The sequence below is a fragment of the Flavobacterium pectinovorum genome (genome assembly GCF_900142715.1).
Lineage (GTDB): Bacteria > Bacteroidota > Bacteroidia > Flavobacteriales > Flavobacteriaceae > Flavobacterium > Flavobacterium pectinovorum.
Genome location: NZ_FRBX01000001.1, coordinates 888,266 through 907,338 on the forward strand (window position 1 = coordinate 888,266; position 19,073 = coordinate 907,338).

Annotated in this window: 18 protein-coding genes; 14 read left to right on the forward strand and 4 right to left on the reverse strand. The window is 34.0% G+C overall.

What is annotated here, in order from left to right; genetic code table 11:
• The first annotated feature begins 110 nt into the window (after positions 1–110).
• From clpB to BUE22_RS03700, 7 genes are all read left to right on the forward strand, one after another.
• Positions 111–2,714: an ATP-dependent chaperone ClpB gene (gene clpB / locus BUE22_RS03675; protein WP_073393759.1), complete on the forward strand. Its 2,604-nt coding sequence runs from the start codon at positions 111–113 to the stop codon at positions 2,712–2,714.
• Between the two features lie 150 nt (positions 2,715–2,864).
• Positions 2,865–3,356 (forward strand): T9SS type A sorting domain-containing protein, encoded by a 492-nt coding sequence (locus BUE22_RS03680; RefSeq protein WP_073393760.1) that lies wholly within the window; start codon positions 2,865–2,867, stop codon positions 3,354–3,356.
• A gap of 21 nt (positions 3,357–3,377) precedes the next feature.
• Positions 3,378–4,418: a hypothetical protein gene (locus BUE22_RS03685; RefSeq protein ID WP_073393761.1), complete on the forward strand. Its 1,041-nt coding sequence runs from the start codon at positions 3,378–3,380 to the stop codon at positions 4,416–4,418.
• A gap of 155 nt (positions 4,419–4,573) precedes the next feature.
• Positions 4,574–4,696 carry a hypothetical protein gene (locus BUE22_RS23990; RefSeq protein ID WP_042564396.1) on the forward strand — a complete coding sequence of 41 codons (123 nt, stop codon included), beginning with the start codon at positions 4,574–4,576 and terminating at the stop codon, positions 4,694–4,696.
• 54 nt (positions 4,697–4,750) lie between these two features.
• Positions 4,751–5,641 (forward strand): DUF808 domain-containing protein, encoded by an 891-nt coding sequence (locus BUE22_RS03690; RefSeq protein ID WP_073393762.1) that lies wholly within the window; start codon positions 4,751–4,753, stop codon positions 5,639–5,641.
• Between the two features lie 123 nt (positions 5,642–5,764).
• Positions 5,765–6,178 carry a hypothetical protein gene (locus tag BUE22_RS03695; RefSeq protein ID WP_042564398.1) on the forward strand — a complete coding sequence of 138 codons (414 nt, stop codon included), beginning with the start codon at positions 5,765–5,767 and terminating at the stop codon, positions 6,176–6,178.
• 265 nt (positions 6,179–6,443) lie between these two features.
• The gene (locus BUE22_RS03700; protein ID WP_073393763.1) at positions 6,444–7,334 is read left to right on the forward strand and encodes a carbon-nitrogen hydrolase; all 891 of its coding nucleotides are present in this window, start codon (positions 6,444–6,446) and stop codon (positions 7,332–7,334) included.
• Between the two features lie 122 nt (positions 7,335–7,456).
• Here BUE22_RS03700 and BUE22_RS03705 read toward each other — a convergent pair whose 3' ends face one another.
• From BUE22_RS03705 to BUE22_RS03710, 3 genes are all read right to left on the reverse strand, one after another.
• Entirely contained in the window at positions 7,457–8,722 is a 1,266-nt protein-coding gene (locus tag BUE22_RS03705; RefSeq protein ID WP_073393764.1) for an OmpA family protein, read from the reverse strand.
• 223 nt (positions 8,723–8,945) lie between these two features.
• A complete protein-coding gene (locus BUE22_RS24055; RefSeq protein WP_394332790.1) occupies positions 8,946–9,176 on the reverse strand; it encodes a choice-of-anchor I domain-containing protein in 231 nt (76 codons plus the stop codon).
• Positions 9,142–10,470: a choice-of-anchor I family protein gene (locus BUE22_RS03710; protein WP_394332791.1), complete on the reverse strand. Its 1,329-nt coding sequence runs from the start codon at positions 10,468–10,470 to the stop codon at positions 9,142–9,144. Before BUE22_RS03710 ends, BUE22_RS24055 begins: the two co-directional genes overlap by 35 nt.
• Positions 10,471–10,658: 188 nt before the next feature.
• Here BUE22_RS03710 and BUE22_RS03715 point away from each other — a divergent pair, with 188 nt between their 5' ends.
• Complete coding sequence (locus BUE22_RS03715) at positions 10,659–11,699, forward strand: agmatine deiminase family protein (protein WP_073393765.1); 1,041 nt, start codon at positions 10,659–10,661, stop codon at positions 11,697–11,699.
• 232 nt (positions 11,700–11,931) lie between these two features.
• Positions 11,932–13,110, forward strand: a complete 1,179-nt coding sequence (locus tag BUE22_RS03720) for an endonuclease/exonuclease/phosphatase family protein (RefSeq protein WP_073393766.1) — start codon at positions 11,932–11,934, stop codon at positions 13,108–13,110.
• Between the two features lie 89 nt (positions 13,111–13,199).
• Here BUE22_RS03720 and fahA read toward each other — a convergent pair whose 3' ends face one another.
• A complete protein-coding gene (gene fahA / locus BUE22_RS03725; RefSeq protein ID WP_042564404.1) occupies positions 13,200–14,483 on the reverse strand; it encodes a fumarylacetoacetase in 1,284 nt (427 codons plus the stop codon).
• 108 nt (positions 14,484–14,591) lie between these two features.
• Here fahA and glyA point away from each other — a divergent pair, with 108 nt between their 5' ends.
• The 5 genes from glyA to BUE22_RS03750 all read left to right on the forward strand — a co-directional run bounded on the left by glyA (position 14,592) and on the right by BUE22_RS03750 (position 19,009).
• Entirely contained in the window at positions 14,592–15,866 is a 1,275-nt protein-coding gene (glyA, locus tag BUE22_RS03730; RefSeq protein ID WP_073393767.1) for a serine hydroxymethyltransferase, read from the forward strand.
• Positions 15,867–16,019: 153 nt separating this feature from the next.
• Positions 16,020–16,613 (forward strand): MiaE family protein, encoded by a 594-nt coding sequence (gene miaE / locus BUE22_RS03735; protein ID WP_073393768.1) that lies wholly within the window; start codon positions 16,020–16,022, stop codon positions 16,611–16,613.
• A 238-nt stretch (positions 16,614–16,851) separates the two neighbouring features.
• Positions 16,852–17,892: a GMP reductase gene (locus tag BUE22_RS03740; protein WP_073393769.1), complete on the forward strand. Its 1,041-nt coding sequence runs from the start codon at positions 16,852–16,854 to the stop codon at positions 17,890–17,892.
• Positions 17,893–17,914: 22 nt separating this feature from the next.
• Positions 17,915–18,415 carry a GNAT family N-acetyltransferase gene (locus BUE22_RS03745; RefSeq protein WP_084540199.1) on the forward strand — a complete coding sequence of 167 codons (501 nt, stop codon included), beginning with the start codon at positions 17,915–17,917 and terminating at the stop codon, positions 18,413–18,415.
• A gap of 72 nt (positions 18,416–18,487) precedes the next feature.
• Positions 18,488–19,009 carry a hypothetical protein gene (locus BUE22_RS03750; protein WP_073393770.1) on the forward strand — a complete coding sequence of 174 codons (522 nt, stop codon included), beginning with the start codon at positions 18,488–18,490 and terminating at the stop codon, positions 19,007–19,009.
• The last annotated feature ends 64 nt before the right edge of the window (positions 19,010–19,073 follow it).

Below are 19,073 nucleotides of genomic sequence, written 5' to 3' on the forward strand. Positions count from 1 at the left end.
ATAGAAGCAAAGTTAGCTTATTTAAAGTTTAAAACTTAATGCAATAAATTCTAATTTTAATTTAATCGAATATCAAAAATAAAAAAATCAATCATAAATCGTAAAAAAATATGAACATAAATAAATTTACAACTAAATCGCAGGAAGCCATTCAGCTTTCACAGCAACTCGCACAACGCAACGGGCAGCAGCAAATAGAAAACGAACACATTTTTAAGGCTATTTTTGAAGTAGATGAAAATGTAGCGCCTTTTATTTTGAAAAAGCTCAATGTAAATGTGCCTTTGTTTTTGCAAATTTTAGATTCAACAATTCAGAGTTTTCCAAAAGTTTCAGGAGGAGATATTATGCTTTCCAGAGACGCCAATAAAGCTTTGAATGAAGCTGAAATTATCGCGCAAAAAATGAACGACGAATACGTTTCGATCGAACATTTAATTCTGGCAATTTTCGATTCGAAAAGTAAAGTAGCCCAAATTTTAAAAGATCAGGGCGTAACCGGAAAAGCCTTAAAAGCTACAATAGAAGAACTTAGAAAAGGCGAAAGAGTAACTTCAGCATCAGCAGAAGAAACCTATAATGCCTTAAATAAATATGCTAAAAACCTAAACGAATTAGCAAAAACAGGAAAACTGGATCCCGTTATTGGGCGTGACGAAGAAATTCGCCGTGTATTGCAAATTCTTACCCGAAGAACAAAAAATAACCCAATGTTAGTGGGTGAACCCGGAGTTGGTAAAACTGCTATTGCAGAAGGTTTGGCGCACAGAATTGTAGATGGCGACGTGCCTGAAAACTTAAAAAACAAAATTGTTTTCTCACTAGATATGGGAGCGCTTATTGCAGGTGCAAAATACAAAGGAGAATTTGAAGAACGTTTAAAATCAGTTGTAAAAGAAGTTACTGCTGCCGAGGGTGATATAGTTTTATTTATTGATGAGATTCACACGCTTGTAGGCGCGGGTGGAGGTGAAGGCGCTATGGATGCGGCAAACATCTTAAAACCGGCTTTGGCTCGTGGAGAATTAAGAGCGATTGGAGCTACGACTTTAGATGAATATCAAAAATATTTTGAGAAAGATAAAGCCTTAGAGCGTCGTTTTCAAAAGGTTTTGGTTGATGAACCGGATACTGAAAGCGCGATTTCAATTTTACGTGGAATCAAGGAAAAATACGAAACGCATCATAAAGTTCAGATTAAAGATGAGGCAATTATTGCGGCAGTAGAACTTTCGCAACGTTATATTACCAATCGTTTTTTACCGGATAAAGCAATCGATTTGATGGACGAAGCCGCATCTAAATTGCGTATGGAAATCAATTCAAAACCAGAAGAACTGGATGTTTTAGATCGTAAAATCATGCAGTTAGAAATTGAAATTGAAGCCATTAAACGTGAAAAAGAAGAAAGCAAACTGAAAATTCTTCACATGGATTTGGCGAATCTGAAAGAAGAACGCAACGAAATCTATACTAAATGGAAATCTGAAAAAGATGTTGTAGACGGAATTCAGGCTGTAAAATTAGAAATTGAAGATTTTAAATACGAAGCAGAACGCGCAGAACGTGACGGAGATTACGGAAAAGTAGCCGAAATTCGTTACGGAAAAATAAAAGAAGCGCAGGAACGCCTTGATGTTTTACAAAAACAATTACAGGAATATCAATCTGGTAATTCATTAATTAAAGAAGAAGTTACACGCGAAGATATTGCAGAAGTTGTTGCAAAATGGACAGGAATTCCGGTAATGAAAATGCTTCAGACAGAGAGAGAAAAATTACTTCATCTGGAAGAAGAATTACACAGAAGAGTCGTAGGTCAGGAAGAAGCGATTGAAGCCGTGAGTGACGCCGTTCGAAGAAGCCGTGCCGGATTGCAGGATATGAAAAAACCAGTTGGAACATTCTTATTTTTAGGAACAACCGGAGTTGGTAAAACCGAATTGGCAAAAGCATTGGCAGAATATCTTTTTGATGATGAAAATGCCATGACGCGTATCGATATGAGCGAATACCAGGAACGCCACAGTGTGAGTCGTTTAGTAGGTGCGCCTCCGGGATATGTGGGTTATGATGAAGGCGGACAATTGACAGAAGCTGTTCGTAGAAAACCATATTCAGTAATTTTATTAGACGAAATAGAAAAAGCACATCCTGATACTTTCAATATCTTATTGCAGGTTCTTGATGAAGGCCGATTGACAGATAACAAAGGTCGTTTAGCCGATTTTAAAAACACGATTATCATCATGACATCTAACATGGGAAGTCAGATTATACAAGAAAAATTTGAAAACCTAAAAGGAAGTGTCGAAGCCGCAACCGAAGCTGCAAAAGTGGAAGTTTTAGGATTGTTGAAACAAACTGTTCGCCCGGAATTTATAAACCGTATCGACGAAATCGTAATGTTTACGCCGTTAACAGTTGATAATATTTCAAGAATTGTGAGTCTACAACTGAAGAGTGTGAGCAAAATGCTGGCTTTACAAGGCATTACAATGGATGCAACTCCAGAAGGAATCAAATATCTTTCAGACAAAGGTTATGATCCTGAATTTGGTGCAAGACCGGTAAAACGTGTGATCCAGAGAGAAGTTTTGAATCAATTATCGAAAGAAATTCTCGCGGGAAATATTACAACAGACAGTATTATTTTAATTGACGCCTTTGATGGTAAATTGGTTTTTAGAAATCAAACACAGTCTGTTGAGTAATTTTTTTGTTAAAAGATAATGAAAAACACCAGTCGTAAAGATTGGTGTTTTTTTTTTGCGTATTTTTTATGATTCTTTATATCGTAACAATATTTTCCGTAAGAAATTAATATATATTTGGAGGAAATAAGTAACTATTAATCCAATTATATGAAAAGAAACCAACAAACTTTTTTTATTTTATTTATTGCCAGTATTTCGTTTACTACCAATAGTTATTCGCAAGAAAGTGTAGTAGTTGCCGGAGGAAGTGCCGAAGGTACGGGAGGAACATCGAGTTATTCGATAGGGCAAATTGTCTATACAAGCTTAACAGGTACAGATCAATATGTTGTGCAGGGTATTCAGCAGCCTTATGAAATAACTACATTGGGAAATGAGGAATTTACCGGAATCAATCTTGCCCTGACTGCATATCCAAATCCTACTGTAGACGTGCTTAATTTAGTGATAACAACAGATAAATGGGATAATCTATCTTATAATTTATTTGATATCAATGGAAAAACAGTCTCCAAAAATTCACCCATTACAACCTCTGAAACAACTGTTCTTATGCAGGGATTAAATCAGGGAATTTATTTTCTGGCAGTAAATAGTAGCAACAAAACAATCAAAACTTTTAAGATTATAAAAAAATAACATTTTAATCAGCAGAAAAACATGAAAAAAATTACTCTCGCATTACTATTATTAAGTTCTTTTACAATTTTATTTGCACAGGCTCCGCAAAAAATGAGTTACCAATCTGTTATTCGTAAAACAGACGGATCATTGGTTATAAATACTTTAGTAAGTATAAAAAGCAGCATTTTATTAGGTTCGGCAAGCGGTACGGCCTCTTATGTAGAAACACAAACTACAACCACTAACAATAACGGATTAGCAACAATAGAAATAGGCGGCGGAACACCAGTTACAGGAACTTTTGCAGCCATAGATTGGGGTGCAGGATCACATTTTATAAAAACTGAAATTGACCCGGCAGGAGGAAGCAATTATAGCATTAGTGGTACAAGTCAGCTTTTGAGTGTGCCATATGCGTTATATGCGGGAAGCAGCCAAAACAAGGGTAAAACAAGTATAGTAATTACAGGTGATATTACAGATGAGCAGGCAGCAGCCAAAATAGCGGCTGAATTTGGACCAAATACAGAAAATGTTTATGTTAATGGGACAACAAATTTGACAACCTTAAATTTAAGTGTAATAAAAAATTTAATAGAATTAAATATAAGCGATAATTTAAAATTAGTTACCATAAATTTAAACAGTCTTACTGAAGTTTATAATGATTTTAGAATAGGTAATAACGAAAAACTTACTTCAATTTTAATTCCTGTTTTAAAAACGATACACGGATTTGATAATGATATTGTGGGGAATTCATCTTTAACATCTATTTCCTTACCAATGTTAACTAATGTAAAGGGAATTTATTTTAGTAGTAACCCTATTCTTAGTTCTATTGATTTACCATTATTATCTTCAGTTTACGCCAGACAAGGAAGTCTTAATTTTAATAATAATGCACTTCCAAGTTCTCAGATAAATTTGATTTTAAATAGAATCTTAAATATTTCTCCATCTTCAGGAAAATATATCCAATTGCAAGATCAAAACCCACCTGCCTCACCTACAGGACAGGGGATTATAGATAAAGCAACTTTGATAAATACAGGTAATAGCGTTTCAACAAATTAAATTTTTGAATCATTTTGATTTAAACAAAAACATCAGCCAGGCTGGTGTTTTTTGTTCATAATAAAATCCGTGAATCATGAAACTTTTTTCAAAATTCATATAAAATAATTTTCTTTTTGAATTCTGATATTTACTATAACTTAAAATCAAACGTTATGAATAACTTATTTAGAGGATTATTGGCAGGTTACGGCGCAAAAAAATTAGGAGGCGGATGCTTCGGAACTATTTTTGTATTTATTATTATTTGGGTGCTTTTAGGGCAATGCAGTCATTAATTTGTAGAAATTAATTAATTTAAAAGTATTAAATTCGCAAAAAATAAAAATAAAATGGCATCAGGTTTTTTCGTACTATTAGATGATATCGCAGCAATTATGGATGATGTTGCAGTAATGAGCAAAATTGCAGCAAAAAAAACAGCTGGTATTTTGGGTGATGATTTAGCTGTAAATGCCGAAAAAGCTTCAGGATTTGCATCTTCAAGAGAGCTTCCGGTGTTGTGGGCAATTAGTAAAGGTTCACTTCTTAACAAAATTATCATTTTGCCAATTGCGTTTTTATTAAGTGCATTTTTACCCGTTGCAATCATTGTAATCCTTGTACTTGGAGGATTATTTCTGGCATACGAAGGAGCAGAAAAAATATACGAATTTATTTTTCCACACAAGCACGAAGAATCAGAAGGAATAACAGAAGAAGTTTTAACAGAAGAAGAAATCCTGGTTGTTGAAAAAGGTAAAATAAAGTCAGCAATTGTAACCGATTTTATATTATCTGTCGAAATTGTAATTATCGCTTTAGGAACAGTAATCGATGAGCCTTTGATGCAACAAATCGTGGTAACATCAATAATTGCCGTAATTGCAACAGTTGGAGTTTATGGTATTGTCGCTCTGATTGTAAGAATGGATGAAGCGGGTTATAAACTTATTAAATTTAGTAAAAAAGAAAAAAGTATCTCAAAATTTATAGGTAATATATTGGTAAAAGCGCTTCCATTGGTTATTAAAAGTTTAACCGTAATTGGTACAATTGCATTACTTTTAGTTGCCGGAGGCATCTTCGTTCATTATATTCCATTCTTCCATCATGTAGTGCCTACAATTAAATTGCCTTCTATTTTAAAAGAATTTGTAATCGGTCTGGCATTAGGATTTGTTGTTTTAGGAATTGTAAATCTTTTTAAAATGATATTTAAAAAGAAAGAAGTGGCAAAATAATTGATGATATAAAACGTTGATTTGTTGTTGATTATTTTTAAAAATTCAATTTTAACAATTTTTTCAAGCAACCAAAACAACTTATTAGTATCTATGTAAAAAATAAGAATAAACAATTACCCTATGAAAAATTTTAAATTACAATCCATTGCACTTATAATGTTATTCGTAACTGTGTTAACTTCATGCAGCAGTGATAATGATACGGCTGAAGATCCAAAAGTTATTTATAAAACAGCTTATGCGACATCTGTTGTAGGTCCTACAACTGGAAAAGTAGGTCAGGAACTTAGTTATGATATAGAGTTTACGTCTGAAAATGGGTGTGGAGAATTTCACCAATTAGTAGAAGTAGAATATAATAAAGTTCTGGTTTATCAGGTAGAAGCTCAGTATCCTATAGCCACTTGCGCAAAAACAACTCCTGAAAGAAGAGTAACAGTCTATAAAATTACTCCACAAACTAAAGGAACTTTTTATTTAAGACTTGCCAAATCAGAAACAGAATATATTTCAACAACAGTTGTTATTGAATAATTTATTTTAATAAATTAATATTTTAAAACCGTTCTATAATTCATTTTATAGAACGGTTTTTTATTTTTTTGAAGCAGAAGAATTGTTTTCAAAAGAACATCAGTCCCGCTATTCGCTATATCTTTTTCTGTCCGCCGCGGCGGACAGAAAAAGGATACCGCTGCTATCGGGGCTATAAGAGAGGTTTAGTTTTCATAAGACCGTATTAACTCCCTTTGTCATTCCTCTAAAAATTACTATTTTTGCACTTCTAAAATTTTATGTCATGCCGAAAAGAAAATATAAAATAGCCGTTGTTCAGTTGAATCTTAACGACGTAGCCGAAAATAATCTTAAAAAATGTATCAGCTGGGTAAAAGATGCAGCCAATAAAGGTGCCGAAGTGATCTTATTACCTGAATTATATAGCAGCCATTATTTTTGCCAAAGCGAAGATGTAGACAATTTTGCATTGGCAGAACCACTTTACAGTACTTCATTTATTGCTTTTAGCGAATTGGCAAAAGAATTAGGAGTTGTAATTATTGTCCCTTTCTTCGAAAAAAGAATGGCTGGAATTTACCACAATAGTGCTTATATAATAGATACAGACGGAACAGAAGCTGGTTTATACCGTAAAATGCACATTCCGGACGATCCGCATTTTTATGAAAAATTCTATTTTACTCCGGGAGATTTAGGATTTCAGGCAATTGAAACCAAAAAAGGAAAAATAGGAACATTAATTTGTTGGGATCAATGGTATCCGGAAGCAGCTCGTATTACAGCTTTAAAAGGAGCAGAAGTTTTATTTTATCCAACAGCAATTGGATGGCATCCAAAAGAAAAAGAACAATACGGAGAAAATCAATATGGAGCGTGGATGAATGTTATGAAAGGTCACGCTGTTGCTAATGGAGTTTTTGTTGCTGCAGCAAACAGAATTGGTTTAGAAAAATACATTGAAGGAACAGAAGGAATTCAGTTTTGGGGAGCTTCATTCATCGCTGGTCCTCAAGGTGAAATTTTAGCTCAGGCTTCTCACGATAAAGAAGAAATCCTAATTGCAGAAGTTGATTTGGATTTACAGGAAAATGTTCGTCAGAACTGGCCATTTTTCAGAGACAGAAGAATTGATGCTTTTGGAGATATTACAAAAAGAGCAATAGATAAATAATATGTTTTAAATAAATAAAAAAAGGACAAAATGAAAATTTTGTCCTTTTTCTTTGCTAAGAAAAAGGCGGTTTCAACTATTTGAAACCGCCTTTTTTTGAAATTAATATAGATTCTGATTTATTATTTCACTTGGAAAGTAACTCTTCTAACGATTTGACGTGCTTCCTTAGAATTTTTATTCACAGAAGTATCCTCTCCATTAGCAATTACATTAAGTCTCGAAGCATCGATTCCGGCATTTGTTGCCACTTTTTTCACAGCTTCAGCTCTTTTTCTTGATAATTCGGTATTGTAACTTGAATTTCCAATCTCATCAGCATATCCAATGATATCTGCAGATTTTCCAGGATTGTTTTTTAAGTATTTAACTAAGAAATCAACACCAGATAAAGACGCATTCGTTGGTTTAGAAGAGTTAAAGTCGAAGTATACATTTACGTATCCACCGTTAATTAATTCTTCTACAGTACTGTTTGTTAGATTATTATCGCCTTTTTTAGCATAAGTTTTGTCTAAATAGCTTTCTAATTCATCAGGAACACCATTTTGGTTGGTATCGATAGATTGTCCTTTTGTATTTACAGCAACACCAGTAATACTATTTGGTTCTAAATCGTATAAATCAGCAACGCCATCTTTATCAGTATCTAAAAGTCCATTTTCGATAAGGCCAACTCTGTCTTCTAATTTATTTAATCTGTCATTTTCTTCCGCATACCAGTCAGCATGTTTTTCATTTTTACCTAAGTAAAAAGTCAAACCAACAGATGCGTTTAATAATATACCATCTAATGATCCTGTTCTTGCTTGTCCCATTCCGTCAAAGTTCCAGTTTTGTCTTCCATTTACAATTCCGGTTAAATCTCCTGTTAAGGCAACTCTGTTACTTAATTTAATTTGTCCTGTTAATCCCAAAATCCCATGTCCCATGTAATCTTGTCCGCCATACCCGGTTTCAGTGCTAATTTGTGAAACACCAACACCACCATGTGCTAATATGCCTATTGTATTTGTCCAAGTCTCAAAATTTAAAGCTCTACCAAGGTTTATTACACCTTGTAAACTTGTTCTAACATATCTGCTTTCAAAGTTTGGTGTGTCATCACGTTCCTGGAATTGATCATATCCCACGTCTAATTTCATACCAAAAGTTGGACTAAACATATATCTTACCCCAAGGTCTGCGTGGAAAGGGTTAAGTGTAGCGGTAGAATAACCCGGAGTCATAGCTCTCAATGGTTTTCCGACACCGCCATTCAATTCAATAGACCATTTGTTATATGCAGGTATTTCAACAGAAGGTTGATTAGATGTTGTTGCCACATTTTGAGCTCCAGCCGCAAATGATAATAGTAAAATTGATATGGAAGCTAATTTCTTTTTCATGATTCGTTTAATTTTAAATTTGTTTTGGTGAGGTATTTTTAAACTCACCACAAACTTAGAATATGAATTTCAAAATCAGCTTCTATATATTTATTGTCAATATTATATAATTTCCATCTTTTAATTTGATTTTATGAGAATATGTTAAATAAATCTAAAACAGGGGAAAAGCAAAAAGCGAACAAAGTATTTTGCCCGCTTTTTTTATTAACTAAGTATAAATTTACTTTAAATCAGGCTGATAAATTTTAATAGTTCCATCACCTTCGCTGCTTACAACAAGTAAACTTCTTTTAGTTGGACTTTTTGAAGCAGGAATAAATAAAACTCCTTCTGGTGCATCGCCAGTTTTTACGGTTTGCAAATATTGTGGAGATGCAGGATTGGTAACATCATAAGTCATAAAAGCATCAGATCTTTCAAGACCAACAAATAATATATTTTGATTTCCCATTTTTGCAACAATAACAGCTTTCCGGTTCAGAGCCTTTATCATCACTACGTTTATCATCATAAGTTCCTAATTCATTTGTTTTTTTATCAACATCATTTTTACCGTCATAAACGATTTTCCCGGTATTTCCATTCCATATTGTAAAAGAACGTGCACCAAAAGCAACCATTTCATCCAGATCTCCATCTCCGTCAGTATCGCCCATATCAGTAATGAGGTTTAATCTTCCTAAATTAGGTTCTAATTTTAAAGTAGCAGCATCAGGAAAAACAGTAGCGTCTAATGTCATGTCTTTCATTCTCTTAATATCTGTGTTTGCAGTGTATTCTCTCGCATCACCTTCATTTGCAGTAACAAAATAAGGAGCATTGTTTGCAGAAAAATGACTAATAGCATCCGGCATAAACATACCTTTTACTTTCCACGGATTAAAAACAATTTTATCATCTTTATCGCTTACATCAATTGCATTATCAGCCGTATTAAAATCTTTAAACCCTAAAGGATAAATAGCCGTAATCGTTTTTGAAGTTAAATCAACTTTTGCAACACCATTATTTTCCTGTAAAGTAACCCAGGCCGTTTTAGAATCATCAGAAATTGTTACATATTCCGGTTCAATATCCTGAGCAAAACTTTTAGCAACTTTTGAAATTCTAAATCCGTCTTTTTTCAAAGTTTCGGCCTGACCGCTAAAAGAAGCGAAATCAAGAGTTGTAACGGCATAATTATTAGCTACTTCTATAATAGAAATCGTTCCGTTTGGATCCTGAGAATAATCAGTATTTGGTTCACCTTCATTTGCAGTCATGATATATTTTCCGTCTGGCGAAAAAGTAATCATATCAGGTAAAGCGCCAACAGTAACTTGTTTTATTAAACTATAATCAGTCGTGTTAAAAATAACAACTTTTCCATTTCCTTGTTTGTTAGCGGTTGATTCCAGTGCAACAGCCAGTTTTCCGTCATAAACAGAAACACTATTTGAAGCACCTTCATAAGTAGTTAAATCAATTTTACCAATTTTTGTTGGTTTTGTCGGATCAGTGATATCAATTACATCAATCTGATTTGTTCCGCTATTGTTTACTGTAAATAATCTTTTCGTTTTTTCATCATAAGCCGAAATTTCCGCAGCAGCTTCTCCGCCAATGGTTATAGAGCCAATTTCTTTAAAGGTTGCAGGATTTTCATTTACAACAACTTCAGGTTCTTCGTTGTTAGAATTCTCGTCATTATTACAGCTAGCAAAAATGGTTAGTAATGCTAATAATGAAAGACTTACTTTTTTCATATTATTTTAGTTTTTAGTTTCGCCAAAAGTAATTAGCGATTCCGGAGTGTATATTAAGGCTTCATTATTTAATCTTTAACTTAATTTTTAGAAGATAATGCTGTAAATATAGATTTGAGGTCTTTTAAGCTATTTTATAATCCTTACGAATGATTATCTTTGTACACTTTAAATTTAGAAACTTTTTTATGACCACAAATAATAGAAGATTTCCGGCAGAATGGGAAAAACAACAAGGAATTGTATTGTGTTTTCCGCATAACGGAAATGATTGGCCGGGAAAATATGAAGCAGTTCAATGGGCTTTTGTAGAATTTATTAAAAAAGTAGCCACTTTTGAAACCGTTTTTTTGGTCGTAGCCGATGAAAAATTAAAAGAGAAAGTAGCAGAAATGTTAGAACGTGCCCGCGTAAATACAGCTAACGTTTCTTTCATTATTCATAAAACAAACAGAAGCTGGATGCGTGATTCCGGACCAATTGTTGTAAAAAATGGTTCGAAAAGAGAAGCATTAAATTTCAATTTTAATGGTTGGGCGAAATATAAAAATTACCAGTTAGATAAATTTGTTCCGAGTAAAATTGCTGATTTTATTGAAGTTCCGCTTACACAAGTAATGTATAAAGGAAAACCGGTTATTGTTGAAGGTGGTGCAATTGATGTAAATGGAAGAGGAACATTATTAACTTCTGAAGAATGTTTGATGCATCCCTCAATTCAGGTTAGAAATAAAAACTTTACCAAAGAAGATTACGAAGCTGTTTTTAAAGAATATCTTGGAGTTACAAACGTAATTTGGTTGGGAGATGGAATAGAAGGTGATGATACTCACGGACATATCGACGATTTATGCCGATTTGTAAACGAAGATACAATTGTCACTATTGTTGAAACTGATAAAAACGACGCTAATTACAAGCCTTTACAAGATAATCTGAAACGTTTGCAAAATGCAAAATTAGAAGACGGAAAATCGCCAACAATTGTAGCATTGCCAATGCCAAAACGTGTTGATTTTGAAGATCTAAGATTACCGGCAAGTTATGCTAATTTCTTAATTCTGAATAATTGCGTTTTAGTGCCAACCTTTAACGACAGCAACGATCGTGTGGCTTTAAATATACTTTCAGAATGTTTTCCGGATAGAGAAGTAATCGGAATTAGCTGTATCGATTTCATTTGGGGATTTGGAACTTTGCATTGTTTGAGTCAGCAGATTCCTGCTTGATTTTTTGCTCCCTAAAGCACAAAGACACTAAGTTTTTTAAGTTTAAATTTATTCAATAACTTCAAGTTTTTAACTGGAAGGAAAAATAACCTTTCTTAATATTATTTGGGCTGTCACTTTTATTGACAGCCTTTTTATTGACATATACTTAACATACTGGCTGGCGAACGTCCCAACAACATTCTTATATTCGTGTATTCAATAAATGCAGAAATGCAGATTCAATTTTTTTATGAATAAAATATTTTTTATCTTTTCCATGCTTTTTGCAGGAACTCTTTTTCCACAGACTGCTCCACAAAAAGAACTTACATTTGCTACCTATAATGTGAGTATGGAATCTGAGAATTATTTTCCAAGAGGTACAAAGGGAAACTCAGAACAAGTATTGATCAATCAGCTTCATTCGGGAAATAATGTTCAAATCAGAAATATCGCCCAGATTATTCAGACCGTAAGACCGGATGTTATTCTGCTAAACGAGTTTGACTACATTAAAAATCCTAAACTTGGTGTAAAGGCATTTATTAAAAACTATTTAAAAGTGAGTCAAGGCGGAGCAAAGGCTATTGATTATCCATATTACTATTACTCAACCGTGAATACCGGTCAGTCAAGTCCTTACGATTTGAACAATGACGGAAAGTTGGAAAATTTCGGAAATGATGCCTGGGGATTTGGTATGTATCCAGGTCAATATGCGATGATGCTTTTGTCAAAATATCCTATTGATGTTAAGGCAGTCCGCACTTTTCAAAATTTCAAATGGAAAGATATGCCGGGGGCATTGCTTATTAAAAAGCCGGATGGATCGGATTGGTATAGCAAGGAGGCATGGGAGCTTTTTCCATTATCTTCCAAATCTCACTGGGACGTTCCTGTTAAGATTAACAAAAAAACGGTTCATATTTTAGCCAGCCATCCCACTCCTCCTTCTTTTGATGGTGCTGAAGATCGTAATGGTAAAAGAAATCATGATGAAATCAGATTTTGGAAAGACTATATTTCAGACAATTCTGCTTCGTACATTTATGATGATAGCGGCGTAAAAGGCGGTTTGCCTGCAAATTCTCAATTTGTTATAATGGGTGATCAAAATGCTTCGCCGGTTGAAGGTAACGCTATTACTGAAGGTATAAAGTCATTACTTGCTCATCCGAAAATTAATAGCGAGTTTACACCTGCCAGTAAAGGTGGTGCTGAATACAGTCCTGAAAACCCTTTTGGAGTTAACCATACAGCATTTTGGAGAATGCGCGCTGATTATGTGTTACCTTCTAAATTTGGTTTTAAGGTTATCAACAGCGGTGTGTTCTGGCCTGCAAAAGTTGAACCAATGTCAGAATTGGTTGAAAAACGTGAATCAAGTTCAGATCATCGTTTAGTTTGGGTGAAGGTTCTTTTGGAGTAAACAACTCTTTCCTGTATAAAAATAGAAAAACCTTGGTGAGAACCAAGGTTTTTCTATTTTTATATTTCTTCAGATTTTTTATCTGCTCTTCAAGGTCTGATAAAAGGTGGCAATAGTTGACTGCAAACTTCACCAAAACCAATTCTAACTTCGGCATTTTCGCAAAAACCTCTAATGATTACCGTATCATTATCTTCGATAAATTTACGTTCGCTACCATCTTTTAATTTAAGTGGATTTTTTCCGCCCCAGGTTAATTCTAACATTGAGCCAAAACTATCCGGAGTTGGACCAGAAATAGTTCCTGAACCCATCATATCGCCAGAATTTACACGACATCCGTTTGAAGTATGATGCGCCAATTGCTGAGCCATAGACCAGTATAAATATTTAAAATTTGATTTAGAAACAACAGTTTCTTCCTGATCTTCAGGCTGTATTGAAACTTCTAAATGAATATCAAAAGCTTTTTTTCCTTTAGTTTGTAAATAAGGAAGCGGCGACGGATCTTGTTTTGGTCCTTTAGTTCTAAAAGGTTCCAAAGCATCCATAGTAACAATCCACGGAGAAATTGAGGTAGCAAAGTTTTTAGCTAAAAATGGTCCAAGAGGCACATATTCCCATTTCTGGATATCGCGCGCGCTCCAGTCATTCAATAAAACCATTCCGAAAATATAATCTTCGGCTTCATAAGTTGGGATATTTTCTCCCATTATATTAACGTCAGTTGTTATAAAGGCAGTTTCCAATTCAAAATCTACTAAACGAGACGGACCAAAAACAGGATATTTTTCGCCTGCAGGCAAAGTTTGTCCCATTGGTCTGTGAACCGGAATTCCAGACGGAACAATAGTTGAACTTCTTCCGTGGTATCCTACAGGAATGTGTAACCAGTTTGGCAACAATGCATTTTCAGGATCACGAAACATTTTACCTACGTTTGTAGCATGTTCTTTACTGGAGTAAAAATCAGTATAATCACCAATTAAAACGGGCAATTGCATCTCGACATCGTCGATTTTAAAAATAACAATATCTCTGTCTTTTGTTGAATCCCTAAGTTTTGGATTTGTTTCGTCGAAAATTTCAGCGATACGGTTTCGAACCAAACGCCATGTTTTTTTTCCATCAGAAATAAAATCATTTAGCGTGTCCTGCATGAACATATCATCGGTTAAATCTATTCCTTCAAAATAGTTTAATTGTTGTAAAGCCCCTAAATCTATAGCGAAATCGCCAATTCGAGTTCCTACTGTAACGACATTTTCTTTAGTAAGAAATACACCGAAAGGAATATTTTGAATAGGGAAGTCACTATTTTCTGGTACTTCTAACCATGATTTTCTTTTGGTATCGTTGGCGGTTATTGGCATGTGAATGTTAATTATTTGTTGAAAAATTCTATGTCAAATATATCATAATCTAACAGTTTGACAAACGTTTTTTTGTATTTTTGCAGGAAATTAACGAAAAACGAAAAAATGCAACGCGACGAACAAATTTTTGACCTTATACTAGAGGAACAAGACAGACAAATTCACGGATTAGAACTTATCGCTTCTGAGAATTTTGTAAGTGATGAAGTAATGGAAGCAGCTGGTTCTGTTTTAACTAATAAATATGCTGAGGGGTATCCTGGCAAAAGATACTACGGCGGTTGCGAAGTAGTTGACGTTATTGAGCAAATTGCTATTGACAGAGCAAAAGAATTATTTGGTGCTGAATATGCAAACGTACAGCCTCACTCAGGTTCACAGGCAAATACAGCAGTTTATCACGCTTGTTTAAATCCTGGTGATACTATTTTAGGTTTTGATTTATCTCACGGTGGTCACTTAACTCACGGTTCTCCGGTAAACTTTTCAGGTCGTTTGTACCGTCCGGTTTTTTACGGCGTAGATGCAGAAACTGGCCGTTTAGATTATGATAAAATTCAGGAAATTGCAACAAAAGAACAGCCAAAACTAATCATCGCAGGAGCTTCGGCTTATTCTCGTGATATGGATTTTGAGCGTTTCAGAAAAATTGCTGACAGCGTAGGAGCAATCTTATTTGCTGATATTTCTCACCCGGCAGGTTTAATTGCTAAGGGATTAATGAATGACCCAATTCCACATTGTCATATCGTTTCTACAACAACACACAAAACATTGCGTGGACCACGTGGAGGTTTGATCTTAATGGGGAAAGATTTTGAAAACCCACAAGGATTAAAAACTCCAAAAGGAGAAATCAGAATGATGTCATCTTTATTAGATCTTGCTGTTTTCCCAGGAAATCAAGGCGGACCTTTAATGCATATTATCGCTGCAAAAGCGGTTGCTTTTGGTGAAGCTCTTAAAGATGAGTTCTTTACATATGCTATGCAATTGCAAAAAAATGCAAACGCAATGGCAGATGCTTTTGTAAAAAGAGGATACAAAATTATTTCTGGCGGAACTGATAACCACATGATGCTTATTGACTTAAGAAATAAAAATATTTCTGGTAAAGAAGCAGAAAATGCATTAGTAAAAGCAGAAATCACAGTAAATAAAAACATGGTTCCGTTTGATGATAAATCACCATTTATTACGTCTGGAATTCGTGTAGGAACAGCTGCAATCACAACTCGTGGTTTAGTTGAAGAAGATATGGAAACTATCGTAGCTTTAATCGACAGAGTACTTGCTGACCACACAAACGAAGCAGTTATCGAAGAAGTAGCAAACGAAGTAAACGAAATGATGAGCGAAAGACCGATTTTCGTATACTAATTAAAAAGGTTGAAACTTAATTGTTTCAAGTTTCAGGTTTCAAGTTTAAAGTTTTGTGACGCGTAATAAATACGTAAACAAAACTTTAAACTTTTTTCGTTCCTAAAAGAACTTGAAACAAAGAAAACTTGAAACAAAATAAACAAAAATATTATGGGCGTACTAAGATTACAATTGCCAACAGACCCAAGATGGGTAAATATTGTAGAAAAAAACATTGAAGAAATTCTGACTGATCACGCTTGGTGCGAGCAAAAAGCAGCAACAAATGCGATCACTATTATTACTAACAATTCTGAGCATCAGGATTTGGTTAAAGATTTATTGGCTTTGGCCAAAGAAGAAATTGATCATTTTGAGCAGGTTCATAATATTATCATCAAAAGAGGATTAAAACTAGGACGTGAACGCAAAGACGATTATGTAAATGAATTGTATTTGTATATGAAAAAAAGCGGCGATGGAAGCCGAGTTTCTGGTCTTGTAGAAAGATTATTATTCTCAGCCATGATCGAAGCCAGAAGCTGCGAACGTTTCAAAGTTTTATCTGAAAATATTCAGGACGAAGAATTGGCCGTTTTCTACAGAGATTTAATGGAAAGTGAAGCCGGACATTACGTTACATTCATCACATACGCAAGAAAATATGGCGTTGGAATTGACGTAGAAAAACGTTGGAGAGAATGGTTAGCTTATGAAGAATCGATAATTACCAACTACGGAAAAGGCGAAACGATTCATGGATAAATTTATTAAAATTCCAATTTTTTAAATTCCAAATTCCAAAATTGAAGAAACTTTGTGAATCTCTGAGACACTTAGTGTATCTCTGCGAAATTTCTAAAATAAAAAATCCGCATAAATCCGCGTCTTCGCTTAGCGAACCTGCGTCATCCGCGTGCCATTTTAATTCCAAATTTACCACAAAGTTTGGCAATCTAAAATCAAAAATTCTTACATTTGAAAGTAACCAAACTCCAAACTCATGAGAATAGAAACTGATCTCAAATTAGGATTTAAAGATGTAATGATTAGACCAAAAAGATCAACACTAAAAAGCAGATCTGAAGTCTCTTTAGAACGAAATTTTAAATTTTTGCACAGCACCACAAATTGGACAGGAATTCCGATTATGGCAGCGAACATGGATACAGTTGGAACCTTTGAAATGGCAGAAGTTTTGGCTAAAGAAAAACTTTTTACAGCCATTCACAAACATTATTCACCAGAAGAATGGAGGACTTTTTTATCGAAAGTTACACCGGATTTCTACGATTATATCGCTATTAGTACCGGAACCGGAAAAGAGGATTTTGCTAAAATTGGTCAGATCATTACAGAAAATCCTTTGCTTAAATTTATTTGTATAGATGTAGCAAACGGATATTCAGAACATTTTGTACAGTTTTTAAAACAAACCAGAAAGCAATATCCTGATAAAGTAATTATTGCTGGAAATGTTGTTACAGGAGAAATGGTCGAAGAATTACTTTTGGCTGGAGCCGATATCGTAAAAGTCGGAATTGGTCCCGGTTCTGTTTGTACAACACGTGTAAAAACCGGCGTTGGATATCCTCAGCTTTCCGCAATTATAGAATGTGCCGATGCCGCTCACGGTTTAGGCGGACATATTATAAGCGACGGCGGCTGCAGTACACCGGGCGATGTAGCCAAAGCTTTTGGAGCAGGATCCGATTTTGTAATGCTGGGCGGAATGTTAGCCGGGCATACAGAAAGTGGAGGTGAATTGATCGAAATTAATGGCGAAAAGTTCAAACAATTTTACGGAATGAGCTCAACAACCGCAATGGACAAACATGTTGGCGGAGTAGCAGAATACAGAGCAAGTGAAGGAAAAACAGTTAAAGTTCCTTTTAGAGGAAAAGTCATAAATACAGTTTTAGACATTTTAGGCGGATTAAGAAGTACCTGCACTTATGTTGGCGCTTCAAGATTAAAAGAATTAACAAAACGAACTACTTTCATCCGTGTAAGCGAACAGGAAAATCAAATTTTCACCAAATAATAATAAAAGCATTTTATATAATATGATTACAATCACAGAAGCAACTATAAGCGATATTGAACAAATTCAGAATATAGTATATATAACATGGCCAATTACTTATGGTGAAATTTTATCTAATGAACAATTAGATTATATGTTGGATCTTTTTTATTCTGATGAAGCTTTAACTCTTCAATACAATAAAAAAGAACAATTATTTTATATGATTTATGAAGATCAAACTGATAATATAGGATTTATCGGAATTGAACATAATTATAACGGAGAAGCTGTAACCAAAATTCATAAAATATATCTTTTACCAGAAACTCAAGGAAAAGGAATTGGTAAAAAAGTGATTGATGAAATTGGAATATTAGCCTTAAAAAATAATTCAAAAACGTTATTATTAAATGTAAACCGATTTAATTCGGCTTTAGGTTTTTATAAAAAAATAGGTTTTGAAGTTATTGATGAAGTAAATATCGAAATTGGAAATGGCTATTTGATGGAAGATTATGTGATGGAGAAGAAAATATAATTTAGTTTTGAATAATATTTTACTTGTTAAATTTTTAATTTATATTTGCTTAATAATTTGAGTGTTTTTTAAATGGCAGATGTAATTTTGAATGTGATAATAAGCATCATGGCAGGTATAGCTTCTTCTTATTTGTTTTTAATGCACTTTTTGAACAGAAAAAGAGTCAAAATTGAGATTTCATCGCATATTAGTAAAGTAAGCTTTGAGGGACAGACAAATTACTTTTTTAAGTTCATTAATAAAACCAATGCAGAAATTTTTGATATAAGAATTGAGCCTACTTTCTATAGACAGGTTGGAGGTGTTGGAGGAATGAATATTCAGGGAAAGGATATTGAATTAAAAGATAATTTTATTTCATATATCCCCTGCAAGAAAAAAAGTGATACAAATAGTCTTCACGCAATGCGGGTTCGTACAACCGAAGATATAGAATTAAACTGGAGTGATGCATCGTCTTATATTCGTCTTACAGTAATTGCTAAACATTCATTATCCGGTTTTACAGATATATTTGTAAGAGATTTTTATTCTAAAGATGTTATTACAACAAAAAAGTTTAAGTCTGGAGATGACTTAGATGTCGCATAACTTTTAACACATTAAACTTGCCAAAGACTCAAATATTCAATAATATTGTATTTATAAATTAATT